The organism is Paenibacillus sp. FSL R5-0473, assembly GCF_038004565.1.
Lineage (GTDB): Bacteria > Bacillota > Bacilli > Paenibacillales > Paenibacillaceae > Paenibacillus > Paenibacillus amylolyticus.
In genome coordinates this window covers 5424091-5439329 of record NZ_JBBORL010000001.1, presented here as the reverse complement: position 1 = coordinate 5439329, position 15239 = coordinate 5424091, and the positions used below count along the sequence as shown (strand labels likewise).

The following is a 15239-nucleotide window of genomic DNA, read 5'->3' as shown; positions in this document are numbered from 1 at the left end:
ATGTTCAACTTATCGTTTACACGGTAACGAAGAGGACAGAAATAACCTGATGAAGCAAAGCGTTCGCCTAAAAGCTTTCTAAAAGAAAGCTACATCGGAAGCATATGCTATCACCGGATTTTCCCCTTTATAAAAGGGAATCAAAAAATCTGGGGATAACAGCGATCGGAAGGTTGTTCTGTCATCGTAGTGGCGAGTGTAACCTTATTAAGTTGAACTGAGGGGAGCGAACGCGAGATATGCTGTTGGAGATGGAGCAGATTACGAAGAAGTACGGCGGCTTCACCGCTAACCGGGACATCCGTTTTAATTTGCGTGAGGGAGAGATTCATGCCCTTGTCGGTGAGAACGGGGCCGGTAAAACAACCTTAATGCGTATGCTGTACGGTATGGAACAGCCCACGTCAGGCACAATCAAAGTCCGTGGACGTGAGGTAAGCTTTGCTACGCCGTCCCAGGCGATGGCAAGTGGCATCGGCATGGTGCACCAGCATTTCATGCTGTTCCCTTCCTTTACGGTGGCGGAGAACATCGTGATCGGACGCGAACCGGCTAAGGCAGGCGCATTTGACCGCAAAAAGGCAGCGGCCCAGGTAAATGAGCTTGGCAGACAATATGGCATGCCGGTTGACCCGTGGAAAAAAGTGTCCGAGTGCCCGCTTGGCATGCAGCAACGTGTTGAAATTCTCAAGGTGCTGCATCAGGGCGCAGACATCATTATATTGGATGAACCTTCGGCGGTACTGACACCGCTTGAAGTGAAGGAACTGCTGGCGAACATGAAATCACTCGCCAAGTTGGGCAAAACCTTTGTACTGATCACGCACAAGCTGCAAGAAGTCATGGATGTAGCCGACCGGATCACGGTACTTCGGGATGGTCAGGTGACAGGTACGTTGGAAGCGAAGGATACACATGTGGAGGAATTGTCCCGTCTGATGGTTGGTCGTGAACTTGTGCGTATGGACAAGCAGCCATCGGTACCAGCGGAAGCGGTGCTTCAGGTGGAAGGGGTTAATCTGTCCGGAGCGAAGGATCGTTCGGCACTCAAGGACATCCACATGGAGGTTCGAAAAGGTGAGGTTGTTGGTATAGCAGGTATCTCGGGTAACGGCCAGTCGGAACTGATTCAGGTCATTGCCGGACTGCGTAAGGCGGATAGTGGTCGCGTTGTGCTCTCCGGGCAGGATACAACCAACTGGCCAGTACGGCGCATCCGGGAGCATGGACTTGCTCATATTCCGGAAGATCGCTACATGTGGGGAGCAGCCAAGGATGCGAGCGTTCGCGAGAACGGGCTAATGGGACACCATCATCGCTTGCAGTCACGCGGCATTATCAAAGCCAAAGCAGCAAGAACAATGGTAGAGAGCTGGATCCAACAGTTCAGCATCAAGACAGGTTCTGCGGAGACCAAGGCACAGTTTCTGTCTGGAGGAAACTTGCAGAAGCTGATTGCTGCCCGTGAATTTGCACAGGATACACCGTTTCTGATTGCAGCCGAACCGACTCGTGGTGTGGATATCGGAGCGATGGAGACAATCCATGCTGAATTGCTGCGCAAACGTAGCGAGGGCGCGGGTATTCTGCTCATTTCATCGGAGTTGTCCGAAATTTTGCAATTATCTGATCGGATTATTGTCATGTATGAAGGCGAAATTGCCGGAGAACTGAGAGCAGAGGAAGCAACTGAGGAACAGATCAGCTTGTTAATGGCAGGAGGGAAAGAGCGGATATGAATCGGGTAAAAGAAACACTTCGCGGACTCGTCCAGCCGCTGCTTGCCGTATTCATCGGTCTGATTGCAGGGGCTGTGGCGATTCTGATCGTTGGCGGTAATGTGGTGGATACGTATGCGGAGATGTGGAAAGGTGCCTTCGGCAACTTCTACTTCTTCACCAATACGTTGGCTCGTTCCACACCAATCATCTTGGCGGGGCTTGGCGTAGCATTGGCATTCCGTGCCGGATTTTTCAATATGGGAGCCGAAGGCCAGATGATTCTTGGCGGGCTTAGTGCCGCGCTCACGGCGCTCTATCTGCCAGGGCCAGGTTGGTTTGTGTGTATTGCTGCGATTGTGGCAGGTATTGTTGCCGGAGGAATCTGGTCCCTGTTTGCAGGTTGGCTGGATGCTCGTTTCGGCATGAATCTGTTGATTACAACCTTACTACTTAACTATATTGCCATTTATTTTGGCGGATACATGGTCTCCTATCCATTCAAGGATCGGACTGGATCTGCAGCGATGGCACAGACTCCGATGATTGATCAGAGTATCTGGTTGCCGAAGTTGTTCCAAGGCATGGGGCTGCATGCCGGCTTCATTATTGCCATTGTAGCGGCTATTCTGATCTACTGGTTCACACATAAAACGGTGACCGGTTATGAAATCCGTATGCTCGGCAGCAACCCGTCCTTTGCAACCTACGGTGGTGTTCGTCGCATTCGCATGATGATGCTGTCCATGGTCATTAGTGGTGGACTTGCTGGACTGGCAGGTGCGGGAGAAGTGCTCGGTACACAGTACCGTTTCCTTGATGGCTCATTGTCATCGGCGAGTTACGCATGGAGCGGCATTATGGCAACGCTGCTTGCCCGCTCGCATCCGCTCGGTACAGCTGTGGCAGCTATTTTGCTGGCTGCGTTACAGACAGGTGCCATGGGGATGGAACGGAACACGGATGTGCCGCTGGAAGTTGGCAGTGTCATCCAGGCTGTATTGACGTTATTTGTATCAGCTCAGATCGGTTATTCATTCCTGAAGCGGAGAAAGGAGAAAAAGTCCAATGCAACAACTGTTTGATGCAGCCATGTTTGGCTCAACCTTGCGGATTATGACTCCAATCCTGCTTGCAGCGCTCGGTGGGGCTTTATGTTCTCGTGTAGGTCTCTTTAACGTGGGTCTTGAAGGACTGGTTCTAATCGGTGCATTCTCCGCCATTGTCGGTAATTATCTGTTTGGCAATGTGCTGTTGGCTGTACTCTTTTCCATTATTATTGTGATGTTGTTCTCGGCGCTCTTTGCCTTTATAAGCATTAATCTCAAGGCTAACGCCATCGTGGTCGGGATCTCGCTCAACTTCCTGGCTGCGGGGGTGACGACCTTTGCACTGCGTGCGATTTTTGATGTAAAAGGTGCATACTACGACAAAGACATGGTGGGACTTCCCAAGTGGGATATTCCGCTGATTAAGGACATCCCGTGGGTGGGCGATGTATTATCCGGGCATAGTCCCTTGGTCTACCTCGGTATTGTGCTCGTGATCGGACTACAATTCTATCTGTTCAAAAGTGTATCCGGCTTCCGCCTGCGCTCTGTTGGGGAGAATCCGATTGCAGCACAGAGCATCGGGATCAAGGTACGTGGCATCCAGTATGGTGCCGTTCTGATGTGCGGTGTGTTGTGTGCTCTGGCTGGCGCACAGTTGTCGCTCGGTCAGGTAACGATGTTTACCGAAGGCATGACCGCTGGTCGTGGTTTTATCGCGCTGGTGGCAACAATGTTAGGACAAGCGAATCCGCTTGGGGTCATGGGCTCCAGTGTGCTGTTTGGCTTCATGGAAGCATTGAGTATTCGTCTGCAAGGATTCTCCCTGCCAACGCATTTCACGTTGATGCTGCCGTATATTGTGACGCTGGTTGCGATGTTCTTTTTCAAAGACCGTACCTATGCACAGGATGCACTGAAAGCGGGCGGAAGCTCGCGTTAATTCTGAATGTCTATGTTAGAGACAGTAAAAGAAGGAGGAATTCCACTTGCATAACAAGGCTGAACGTTTGAAAAAAAGTAAAACCCCGGCACCCAAAACAGGTAACGATCACGGAGATCGGCTGCCGCCAGGACAGATGCTGACGGAGAAATTCCCGATTCTGCATGAAGGGGAAGTGCCGGAATATGACCTGTCCACCTGGGACTTGAAGGTATTCGGCGAAGTAGAAGAGGAGAAGGTGTTCTCCTTAGCTGAGTTGCAGGCGATGCCACAGGTGAACACGGTGAGTGATATTCACTGTGTTACCCGTTGGTCGAAATTCGATACGCCGTGGGAAGGTATTCGTTTTTCCGATTTTGCGAAGCTTCTTGGGGTTAAGCCGGAGGCAAAATACGTCATGATTCATGCAGATCATGATTATGAGACAAATGTACCGCTCGAAGAATTGATGCATGATGATGTATTGCTTGCATTCAAATATAACGGTGAGCCACTAACACCCAAGCATGGTTTTCCACTGCGTATGGTTGTACCACAACTTTACTTCTGGAAGAGTGCGAAGTGGATACGTGGTCTGGAGTTTATGACAGAAGACCGTAACGGATTCTGGGAAGTGAATGGTTTCCACCATTTTGCCGATCCGTTCAAGGAACAACGCTTCTCGGGTGAAGATCTGCCGATTCCCGAAGACGAGTGGACGAAGAAGGAGTTTGATTGATATGTTGATGCCTATTTTGCAGATTCATTCGGAAGACATGCCGGCATACGCCATCGTCTGTGGTGATCCGGCACGTGCGGAGAAGATTTCCCGCAAGCTGGAGCAGGCGAGAGAACTGGCGTTCAGTCGGGAGTATCGTACGTTTGTTGGCTTGTATGAAGGAGTACAGATGGCTGTAGTTAGCCATGGTGTAGGTTCACCGGGAGCAGCTGTCTGCTTCGAGGAATTGATTCGGGCGGGTGTAACAACTCTGATTCGGGTAGGTACAGCGGGATCGTATACAGCCGATTATCCGGCAGGCAGTGTGATAGTGAGTACAGCCGCTGTTCGTACGGACGGGTTGACTCGCCAACTGGTGCCGGATGGTTTTCCAGCGGTAGCGGACATTGGGGTGACACAAGCGTTGATCGAAGCTGCTCGTGAGCAAGAAAGCGCGGATGCTGCAACCTTTGCAGGCAAAGTGGGCGTTGGTATCACCGTAACGCTGGATGCGTTCTTTGCAGGCGTGGAAGAAATTCCACACCGCAAGTACAAGCAGGCTGGAGCACTTGCAGCCGAGATGGAAATTGCGGCGCTCTACATCGTTAGTACCTTGCGTGGCGCTCGCGCCGGAGCCATTGTCGCGATCGATGGATTCGCGGACAGCGACCTGGCAGCCGAGTATGATCCGCATACGGATGCGGTTGGACAAGCGGTGGAGCGCGAGATTAATGCAGCGCTACGCGCACTAGCCGCGCTTGCTCGCCAGGATCAGGCGTAATACAAAGCCAGAAATAAATCAAAATCGGTTAAGCGTCCACCTGAGGTGGACCATAAGGAAAGAGGGCATCCTGTAAGGTCATGAATTTGACCAGCAGGATGCCTTTTTTTGACCGTAGGAGTGCTTGGAACATTACAGTTAAGATTTTTAGGTGAATATGGACTTTCCTAAAAAAGCGAGAGTTTAAAGGAGAGTGGGACATAAATGATGTGTTGTATCCACTTGGTTATGATAAACAGTGCTAAACAGTGATAAACAGTGCCAAAAAAGCGATATAGCTATCTGTATTTTATATTTCTAACGAACTCAGCACGTCTTATTTGGGCGTAAATCGCTAGTGTGAAATTCTAACGAATCTTAGGCACGCTAATGCTTGGATAAACCCCTTTTTCGATCCATTCTGTTGAATTACCGTGATATAACGTGTCTGAGATTCGTTACATTTTTAATCCCCCTATATTTGTCGGTATAAGGTGTGTACGATTCGTTAGCTCTGATGGCTGTCGCTCGCTGAGAATGATAATGCAGAAAGTGGGCACGTTATATAAAGGAACATCAACATGAATACGAAAAAAGGGAGGACTCTATGATGACACAGAACAATCAACCTCAGGACGAGGCGGAAATTCGCAACAAGTTGGATGAAGACGGGGATTCCTTGATGGAGAAAAAGAAGATTTTGAGCGGAGTAGACATTGAGCCGCAAGCGGATGAATGGGCAGCGAAGCCATCACCTGTTGCTTTTAATGAAGGAAATGCTTCTTCGAAAAAATAAACAACATGAGCATCATATGGGCTTGATGGAATGAAGATAAATTTAGCGAAGCAGGTACCCTTATGGTATCTGCTTTTTGGTTGTATAATAATGTAAAATTCAGTAGACGAAAGAGTGATGGGGATGAGTATGGGGAAGATTAACATCCGAAAGGCAGAAATGAGGGACTACTCTGGCGTGTCATTGTTGATGGATGAGCTGCACCGGATGCATGTTGAGGCGCGGCCGGATCTATACCGAGCGTTAGAGACCAGAATGGAGAAAAAGGAGTTCACCGAACTGCTGGAAACGGACAAGCGTTACCTGTATGTTGCCGAGTCTTCCGAATTGGGCTTGATTCTGGGTTACGGGAGCGCGCAGTTAAGTGTAATTCAGGATAACCCATTGATGGTGGATCGCAAGATGTTGTACATCCATGAACTTGTAGTGGATAACAAGCATCGGGGCCAAGGAACAGGCAAACAGTTACTACAAGCATTCATCGAGTTAGGGAGAGAGCTTCAGGCAGACAGCGTGGAATTATCCGTGTCGACGTTTAACTCTGGGGCACAGACTTTCTATGAACAGATGGGTCTGGTCGTCCGCAGCAGCAGGATGGAGTATACCATGTAAGATACATCGCTCTATTTAATTCCGAATAAGCCAATCCATTTTTAATAAAATATCAGAATATCCTTGAATACCCCCATGGGGTATGTTACTCTTAGAAAAGAACGAAAGAAAAGGGGTGTTCATGATGGATCATCAGAGCCATCCCGAGGAACCTTTGCAATCCTCCAAGTCAGATTCAACGGAAGCTTTGGCTACAGTCCAAGAAGCAGTATCTTGTCATGCCGAGGGCAGTGATGGGAAGCATGTGCGCAAGAGTCACCATTCGCAGGAGATGAAGAGTAACCTGGTTTCTCGTTTGAACCGTGTGGAAGGTCAGATTCGCGGGATCAAGGGATTGATCGAGAAGGATACGTACTGTGATGATGTGCTGACACAGATTGCGGCGGCTCAGTCTGCTCTTAATTCAGTAGGTAAACTTTTGCTTGAAGGCCATATGAAGAGTTGTATCGTTGAGCGTATTCAGGCTGGTGAACATGAGGTTGTGGATGAACTGCTGGTTACGATGCGGAAGTTAATGAAGTAAGCTGAATTTATTTACCAATTCAAATCTATCATTTTAATATACCCCAAGGAGGAATTTACAATGTCTAATGTTACGTTGAACGTTACGGGAATGTCTTGCAATCACTGTGTGAAATCAGTTGAAGAAGCTGTGAAGAATACCGGTGCGAGTGGTAAGGTTGATCTGGCAGCGGGAACAGTAGCTGTGGAATATGATGAGCAGACGGTGAACGTGGATCAGATCAAAGCTGCGATTGAAGATCAGGGATACGATGTAGTCTAACGGGATCACAGGCTTAAACCGAACATGCTCATGGGCGAAAAAGAGGTCAGAGTACCTTTTCTCAAGAGTCAGGTTTAAGCCTAATTTTCTGTCTGATATATACCCCTTGGGGGTATAATGGATACAACATAAAAAAATTGAATCGACATGAAAGGAGCTGACATGATGGATAACTCAACGAATAAACCAATGGATAGATCATCCGAACCCACACCAATGCCACCTATGGCAGACGCACCAGGACTGAAGGCAACACTGCACATCACGGGGATGACCTGTGCTGCATGTTCGACGCGAGTGGAGAAGGGCTTGTCCCGCATGGAAGGGGTACATCAGGCCAATGTGAACCTTGCCATCGAACAGGCAACCGTATCTTATGATCCAAAGACAACCAACGTGAACGCGTTGCGGGATAAAGTAGAGGCGCTTGGCTACGGGACGGTGTCCGAATCGGTTGATCTTAACATCACCGGTATGACGTGTGCCGCCTGTTCTGCCCGGATTGAAAAAGGTCTTTCCCGACTACCGGGGGTATCTCAGGCGAATGTGAATCTGGCGCTGGAAACAGGACATATCGAATATGCCGCTGGTGCATTGAAACCTTCGGATATTACCGCCAAGATCAAGCAGATGGGCTACGGTGCTGAACTGCAATTGACGCAAGAAGAGACCACATCGGTTCGTGAACGTGAGCTGCAACGCAAAAAGTGGAAATGGATGATATCTGCGTTGTTATCGATTCCTTTGCTGTGGGCAATGGTCGGGCATTTCTCGTTCACATCCGGAATCTATGTCCCAGAGCTGTTCATGAACCCTTGGTTCCAGCTACTGCTGGCAACGCCGGTACAGTTCGTGATTGGATGGCAATTCTATGTGGGGGCGTACAAAGCCCTACGTAACCGCAGTGCCAATATGGACGTTCTTGTCGCATTGGGTACCAGCGCAGCGTTTTTCTACAGTCTCTATCTGACGTTATCGAGTGGGTACTTACCTTCTACAACCATGGATCATGGGGCAATGGGAACGAGCACAGCCGCCATGCCTTCGGTAGAACTCTATTATGAGACAAGTGCAATTCTGATTACGTTAATTTTACTTGGAAAATGGTTCGAAGCTGTGGCGAAAGGTCGCTCTTCACAGGCGATCAAAAGCCTGATTGAACTGGCTCCACGTGAAGCCCGTGTCATCCGGGATGGACAGGAAGTTATGGTTCCTGCCGCATATGTTGCGGTGGGTGACTTGGTTCTGGTGAAGCCGGGTGATAGCATCCCGGTGGATGGTATCGTTGAAGAAGGGCAATCCTCAGTAGATGAATCCATGCTTAGTGGAGAGAGCCTTCCCGTGGATAAAAAGCCAGGAGATCCCGTTACAGGTGCTACGCTGAACAAAAACGGGGTATTACGACTGCGTGCGACCCGAGTGGGCTCGGACACGGCTTTGTCTCAAATCATCAAAGTAGTCGAGCAAGCTCAGGGTTCCAAAGCACCGATCCAGCGGATCGCAGATGTTATTTCAGGCATATTTGTACCAATTGTTGTCGGCATAGCCGCACTGACATTCCTGATCTGGTATCTGTTTGCAAGTCCGGGTGACTTCGCCGGTTCCCTTGAAAAAGCGATTGCTGTGCTCGTTATTGCCTGTCCATGTGCACTGGGGCTGGCAACGCCGACTTCTGTCATGGCTGGATCAGGACGTGCTGCTGAATATGGCATTCTGTTCAAGGGCGGCGAACATCTGGAGTCGGCACAACAGATTCAGACCGTGGTGCTCGACAAAACAGGTACAGTAACCCAAGGTAAACCGGTCCTTACCGATGTTATCACGGCTCCGAATTGGACGGAATCTGATCTGCTTGAGCGAGTGGGAGCGGCCGAACAGAGTTCCGAGCACCCGCTGGCAGAGGCCATTGTTGCAGGCATTCGTGCCAAAGGTCTGGAGCTAACTCCAACAGAGAAGTTCGAGAACATACCGGGATACGGCGTGCGAGCTTCAGCAAAAGGGCAGGAGATTCTGGTCGGCACACGCCGGTTGCTTGCGGATGAACAGGTGAATGTCTCAGAGGAAACCGTTCAGCAGATGAACCGACTGGAAGAGCAGGGACGTACAGCGATGTTGGTTGCGGTGGATGGTCAGTGGGCAGGGATTGTGGCTGTGGCTGATACCATCAAGGATACTTCTCGTGAAGCCATCGGTCGTCTTCAAGCGATGGGGATCGATGTCATTATGATCACGGGAGACAATGAGCGGACTGCTCGCGCTGTAGCAGAACAGGCAGGGATCGGTAAAGTTCTGGCTGAGGTTCTGCCGGAGGGTAAAGCTGCGGAAGTGAAGAAACTTCAGGAGAGTGGCCTGAAAGTCGCGATGGTAGGTGACGGCATTAATGATGCTCCGGCACTCGCTACAGCGGATATTGGGATGGCCATAGGAACAGGAACGGATGTAGCGATGGAAGCGGCGGATATTACGTTGATGCGTGGTGATCTGAACAGCATTGCAGATGCCATTGAGATGAGCCGGCGCACGATGGGGAACATCAAACAAAACTTGTTCTGGGCACTCGGATACAATGTTATTGGTATTCCCATTGCGGCAGTTGGCTTCCTGGCTCCATGGCTGGCAGGGGCGGCGATGGCGTTCAGTTCCGTATCGGTTGTACTGAATTCGCTGCGTCTACAACGCATGAAGCTGAAGAGAAATGACTGACCGACCTTTGTTTGGAGATATATTCAACGCCTCATTGTCAATGAAGTGAGGATGAATAAATACGCGGTTCGCTGCGGCGGACCGTGTTTTTTGTTGAGAAAAATATAATTGAGTCGCCAGAAAGTAAGCCTAAATCGTTGGTATAGATGTTCTTTTCTACGGAGAAAGGAAAGCATAATGTTCTTTTGTGAAAATGGATCAATTGTATTCATGAATAAAGCTTACGTTTTCTGAATTTTTCAAAAAATGAGTTGACAATATGGACATATTCACATAAAATTTAAACGATCGTTTGATTCAAACAACTGTTTAAATCAAATTAGAACTATTTGAGTAATGGAGGACACCTTTTATGTTACAGGCTTTACGTACATTGTTTAAAAAACCGCCAGTGATTGTAGGGATCGTAACAGCACTTATGTTCCAAGTGATCTTTAGCGTGATCTGGATGACCGCATATTCTGGAGTAAATGACCGTGCGAAAGAATTGACGGTTGCGATTGTGAACGAGGACGGCGAAATGTCCAAAGGAATCGCAGATTCGCTCGCAGGAACACTGCCTTTTCACACCGTATCCAATCTGAGTGCGGCTGAAGCGTTGGATCAGCTGAATCATCACAAGGTACACATGGTGCTAGATATACCGGCTGGATTTAACGAATTGCTTCAAACGGCTGGCTCAACCGCCGAGATTAAATACACCATTAATGAAGCGAACCCGGTTACGATCAAAAGCATGATGCAAGGTGTATCACAAAGTGTGACAAACACGATTAACAAACAAGCTACAGCACAAGGGGTACAGACGGTGTTAACCGCTTCAGGTGCACCTGCCGATCAGGCTGCTGAAGCCGCTACAAACCTGACTACCCGAGTGGAAGGAACAACAACGTCCATTAACCCGGTTAACGGGATGAATAATCAGATGGTGCCAATGATGATGGTACTGGCTTCCTATGTAGGTGCCATGATCATGGGGATGAACCTCCAGACAGCCATGGGTATGCTGTCATCTACCTATTCCCGATTGACTTTGTTTGGCGCGAGAGTAGTTATTAATGTGGGTTCCGCATTGGTTGTTTCCTTGCTGGGATCATCGCTGATCGTGGCACTGGGAGGACAGATTGCACAAGGATTCGTTGCCTTCTGGTTGTTCCAGGCGCTCTTCCTGTGCACGTTCATGTTCTTCTCCCAGTTCTTCCTGATCTGCTTCGGACCAGCGGGAAGTCTGTTCAACATCATCTCACTGTCCTTGCAACTGGTATCCTCCGGTGCTATGGTACCGCGTGAATTGCTGAACAGCTTCTATAGCGGCATTGGGCAGTACCTGCCTGCAACATACGCCGTTCAGGGTATTCTGAGCGTGCAGTTGGGAGGCCCAGGAGTTCAGTCTGCTGCGGGCTCTATCGTGATTGTACTGTTGGTTGCCGTTGCGTTGTCACTGGTCGTGACGTTGTTGAAAAAACAACGCATGCCAGCTATGGCTCCAAGCCCTGCTCAAGCAAACAACTAATACAGCAGATGTATACCATTGCATCATAGGATAGGACAAGCACCCCGATGATTTTCATCGGGGTGCTTGGTGTAATATAATAGACAAATGATTCGCTGGCTCCAGTCCTTGAGCTGGAGCGAATGAGATGAACGGACAAGAGGGAGCGGGACGGAATGACTGAACCGGAGTTGGATATCAAAACGAGGATATTGCTTGCAGCCAAGAAGCTTTTTGCACAGCAGGGGTATGACGGGACGAGTGTTCGTCAAATATGTGATGAGGCAGGTGCCAATGTGTCGCTGGTGTCTTATCATTTTGGCGGCAAAGAAAAGGTGTTCGAAGCATTATTTGAGCATTTCTTCCCTGGGCATATGATGAACGCGCTGGCTGAAGAGTCCATGTCCTCGCCTGTGGAAGGTATCCGACGAATTATTGGTGAAGTTGTGAAGTTCACGATGACGGATCGGGAGATGAGCGATATTGTGCAGCTTGAAATTACACTGCGGACACATCGTACAGCTACCGTATTTCGTTTTCTAGACCCTGTATGGACCCGAGTGAGGGAACTGCTGCAAGAAGGAAAAGACCAGGGATTGTTCCAGGTCGAGTCCGTATCTTATGCGATGCTTCAGGTTATGGGTGTGGCTTTGGCGCACAAACGGGCCAAGAATTCACGATTTGGCTTTGATTATCAGGATATGAATACAGACGAGCTTGCTGAGCAGACAATTGAGTTCGTACTACGAGGATTGGGAGTGAACAGCCATGAATGAAACCATTGATTTGATGATGAAACACCGCTCTGTACGCAAATTCAAGCCAGACCCGGTAAGTGATGAGCAGCTTGCAGCCATTGTATCTGCAGGGCAGATGGCTTCCTCTTCAAGTAGTGTGCAAGCCTATACCGTAATTGCTGTGACTGACTTAGCGCAAAAGGCCAAGCTGGCTGAATTGGCAGGCAACCAGGCCTATGTCAATGAATGTCCGGTGTTTCTTGTATGGTGTGCTGATCTGTATCGGCTGAGTGATGCTGCGAAACGTCATCTTCCTGAGAAGGAATCGTATGCCGATTCAACCGAGAATTTCATGGTAGCCACAATTGATGCTGCACTGGCTTCCCAGAACGCCGCTCTTGCAGCGGAGTCACTAGGGTTCGGAATCGTATATATTGGCGGGCTTCGTACCCGGATTGAGGAAGTTGCTGAGCTGTTGGAATTGCCGGAAGGGGTATATCCGGTGTATGGCATGTGTATTGGTGTTGCAGATCAGGAAACGGGAATTCGCCCGCGTCTGCCACTTAATGCAGTTCTGCATCGTAATCGTTATAATGCCGAGCAGAGCATCAAAGGTGTCGAGCAGTATGATGAGACAACGACGGCGTACATGAAAGCACGGACTAACGGTGAACGAACGACTCCATGGTCCGAACTGATGGCGAAGCGCTTGACTGAGCCGACAAGGTTGCAAGTGAGACCTTTCCTGGAAGGCAAAGGATTCTTGAAGCGATAAGTTGAACTGAAGGTAGTTACACTTGCCACTCCGATGACAGAACAACCTTCCGATCGCTGTTATCCCCAGATTTTTTGATCCAATTTTGTGAAGGTGAAAATCTGGTTATAGCGTATGCTTCCGATGTAGCTTTCTTTCAGAAAGCTTTTAGGCGACCGCTCTGCTTCCTCAGGTTATTTCTGTCCTCTACGTTCCTGTGTAAAAATTTAGTTCAACTGATATATATAGTAAATTAGAAGTCAGTCGGTGGCGAAGCCGACTGGCTTCTTTGTGCTGTGCTGGCAGGACAAGCGAGTGCGCTTGCTGTTACCTGATTGTACTCAAGTTAAGCCATAGAAACGCTTTGTGTTCTGATAAAAGAGCCGGGCGGCCCGCTCGGTTCCCATGCCAGTGATTTCGCTCCATGCCTGGATGACCTGTCTGGTCATGGCCGGGTGTGTCATTCGTCCCTGAAATGGTCCTTCGAAGGGCCACGGTCCGTCGGTCTCGGCCATCACTTGTTCCGATGGATATTGCCGGGCGAGTTCACGAATCTCTTCTTCATACCGAATATCCGGCGTGAAGGAAATGAAATAGCCATTGTCCGCCATGCGCCTTACAGTTTGGCGAGATCCTTTGAACCAGTGGAAATGGGCGCGTCGGAACTGATATTGCTCCAGCAGATCACAGACGATATCCGCATCATCGTATACCGCATGAAGGACAAGTGGTTTGTTATGCTTTTTGGCAAGTTGGATGAAACGTTCAAGCAGCTTGATATACCCGCTCTGATCGAAGCTCTGCCCTGCCTGTTCCGCTTCCAGACGGTTGTAATAGGGAAGGCCAACTTCTCCTATGGCTATGGCTTGTCCCATATGCTTCTCGATCCATTGGAAGAAAAGGTCCATTTCTGCAACGGACGGCAGTTCCTGTTCCGGATGGAAACCGAAGGCTGGATAGATGGTGCGTGGATGTTGTTTGGCAAGCTCCAGATTGGCCTGGGCAGAAGCGAAATTCATGGACACGGCAATGACTGCCTCGACCTGCTGAGACGGAAACGATAGCAGCATCTCGCGTTGTTCGTCAGGGGTATACTGATCGAAGTGAATATGAGCATCAATTAATGGTGCAAAAGCTTGAGAATGCACGAGGGAATTCCTCCTTGTGTTCATTTATATTCTAACTATGTTACGCAGAATTTCTTATGGCGGATCACCCATTAAAGGAAATAAATAACTTAAAAACCCGCGCTATTATGATAGGCGGGCTTTCTGCTGTTCTTCTCTCATCCACTGAGCAATCTGCCGTTTACGCTCCAGGAAAGCGGATTCCTCCGTAATTTCTTCTCGTCTTGGGCGATCAAAAGGAACATGTACCTCGTGCAACACCGTTGCAGGTCGGTTGGATAATACATAGACCCGGTCTGCAAGTAGCAATGCTTCTTCGATATTGTGGGTGATGAACAGCACCGAGCGGCGGTTCTGTTCCCAGATATCAAGTAGCCAGCGCTGCATGTCGCTACGTGTCAGTGCATCCAGTGCGCTGAAGGGTTCGTCCAGCAGCATGAGTTCCTGCGGACTGAGAAGGGCACGCAGAAATGCAGCACGCTGCTGCATTCCGCCCGACAGCATATGAGGATACGCCTGCTCGAATCCGGCAAGACCCACGCTACTTAACCACTTACGAGCTTCCTCAAGTGCTTCGGCCCGAGGGGGTGCACTTGAGGCTACTTCACCAGCAAGCAGTACATTATCTTCAATGGTGCGCCACGGGAAAAGAGCAGGCTGTTGGGGCATATAACTGATCTTGCCACGCTGTCCGGTTACATTCTGACCGTTCATAAGTACTTGGCCTTCCTGTGGCTTCAGCAGACCGCCGATGATATGGAACAGAGTACTTTTGCCACAGCCAGAAGGTCCAACGATAGCAACAAACTCGCCTTGCTCCACAGTCAGGGACAGGCCGTTCAGAACCGGTAGCTTGCTGCGCCGTTCACGGAATGATGCATGAACATTAACAACGTCCAGTGCAGGTGGAACCGGAGCAGGAGTCGTGTTGGCAGGTCGATCAGGCGTAGCCGAGTTAAACTTTTCACCGTGCGTTGGCTCCATCGCGTGTGCTCCTCGTCCATGATGGACTTGTTCGTCCTGTTGCCGATTCATATGGTCATCACTTCCTAATATACAGATTACTT

At 49.4% G+C, this 15239-nt stretch carries 15 protein-coding genes; 13 read left to right on the top strand and 2 right to left on the bottom strand.

Features of this window, described 5'->3' with window-relative positions:
• Positions 1-239 precede the first annotated feature (239 nt).
• The 13 genes from MKY28_RS23820 to nfsA all read left to right on the top strand — a co-directional run bounded on the left by MKY28_RS23820 (position 240) and on the right by nfsA (position 13066).
• Positions 240-1739, top strand: coding sequence for an ABC transporter ATP-binding protein (locus MKY28_RS23820; protein ID WP_127551676.1), 1500 nt, complete (start codon positions 240-242; stop codon positions 1737-1739).
• Positions 1736-2803: an ABC transporter permease gene (locus MKY28_RS23815; RefSeq protein ID WP_017691012.1), complete on the top strand. Its 1068-nt coding sequence runs from the start codon at positions 1736-1738 to the stop codon at positions 2801-2803. The genes MKY28_RS23820 and MKY28_RS23815 overlap by 4 nt, the downstream gene beginning before the upstream one ends.
• A complete protein-coding gene (locus tag MKY28_RS23810) occupies positions 2787-3710 on the top strand; it encodes an ABC transporter permease (RefSeq protein ID WP_076332630.1) in 924 nt (307 codons plus the stop codon). The genes MKY28_RS23815 and MKY28_RS23810 overlap by 17 nt, the downstream gene beginning before the upstream one ends.
• Positions 3711-3756: 46 nt before the next feature.
• Positions 3757-4428 carry a sulfite oxidase-like oxidoreductase gene (locus MKY28_RS23805; protein WP_340937205.1) on the top strand — a complete coding sequence of 224 codons (672 nt, stop codon included), beginning with the start codon at positions 3757-3759 and terminating at the stop codon, positions 4426-4428.
• Between the two features lies 1 nt (position 4429).
• The gene (locus tag MKY28_RS23800) at positions 4430-5188 is read left to right on the top strand and encodes a nucleoside phosphorylase (RefSeq protein WP_340937204.1); all 759 of its coding nucleotides are present in this window, start codon (positions 4430-4432) and stop codon (positions 5186-5188) included.
• A 589-nt stretch (positions 5189-5777) separates the two neighbouring features.
• Entirely contained in the window at positions 5778-5963 is a 186-nt protein-coding gene (locus tag MKY28_RS23795) for a hypothetical protein (protein ID WP_017691007.1), read from the top strand.
• A gap of 123 nt (positions 5964-6086) precedes the next feature.
• A complete protein-coding gene (locus MKY28_RS23790) occupies positions 6087-6575 on the top strand; it encodes a GNAT family N-acetyltransferase (protein ID WP_340937203.1) in 489 nt (162 codons plus the stop codon).
• Between the two features lie 124 nt (positions 6576-6699).
• Complete coding sequence (locus tag MKY28_RS23785) at positions 6700-7098, top strand: metal-sensitive transcriptional regulator (RefSeq protein ID WP_017691005.1); 399 nt, start codon at positions 6700-6702, stop codon at positions 7096-7098.
• Positions 7099-7158: 60 nt separating this feature from the next.
• Positions 7159-7359, top strand: coding sequence for a copper ion binding protein (locus MKY28_RS23780; RefSeq protein ID WP_017691004.1), 201 nt, complete (start codon positions 7159-7161; stop codon positions 7357-7359).
• A gap of 216 nt (positions 7360-7575) precedes the next feature.
• Positions 7576-10062, top strand: coding sequence for a heavy metal translocating P-type ATPase (locus MKY28_RS23775; protein ID WP_445670935.1), 2487 nt, complete (start codon positions 7576-7578; stop codon positions 10060-10062).
• 352 nt (positions 10063-10414) lie between these two features.
• The gene (locus MKY28_RS23770; protein WP_340937202.1) at positions 10415-11575 is read left to right on the top strand and encodes a YhgE/Pip domain-containing protein; all 1161 of its coding nucleotides are present in this window, start codon (positions 10415-10417) and stop codon (positions 11573-11575) included.
• A gap of 155 nt (positions 11576-11730) precedes the next feature.
• Positions 11731-12330 carry a TetR family transcriptional regulator gene (locus MKY28_RS23765; protein ID WP_340019019.1) on the top strand — a complete coding sequence of 200 codons (600 nt, stop codon included), beginning with the start codon at positions 11731-11733 and terminating at the stop codon, positions 12328-12330.
• Positions 12323-13066: an oxygen-insensitive NADPH nitroreductase gene (gene nfsA, locus MKY28_RS23760; RefSeq protein ID WP_340937200.1), complete on the top strand. Its 744-nt coding sequence runs from the start codon at positions 12323-12325 to the stop codon at positions 13064-13066. The genes MKY28_RS23765 and nfsA overlap by 8 nt, the downstream gene beginning before the upstream one ends.
• Positions 13067-13386: 320 nt before the next feature.
• Here the strand turns inward: nfsA and MKY28_RS23755 are convergent, their stop codons facing one another.
• Positions 13387-14217 carry a TatD family hydrolase gene (locus tag MKY28_RS23755; protein ID WP_340937199.1) on the bottom strand — a complete coding sequence of 277 codons (831 nt, stop codon included), beginning with the start codon at positions 14215-14217 and terminating at the stop codon, positions 13387-13389.
• Positions 14218-14298: 81 nt separating this feature from the next.
• Entirely contained in the window at positions 14299-15207 is a 909-nt protein-coding gene (locus tag MKY28_RS23750; RefSeq protein WP_340019022.1) for an ABC transporter ATP-binding protein, read from the bottom strand.
• Positions 15208-15239 lie beyond the last annotated feature (32 nt).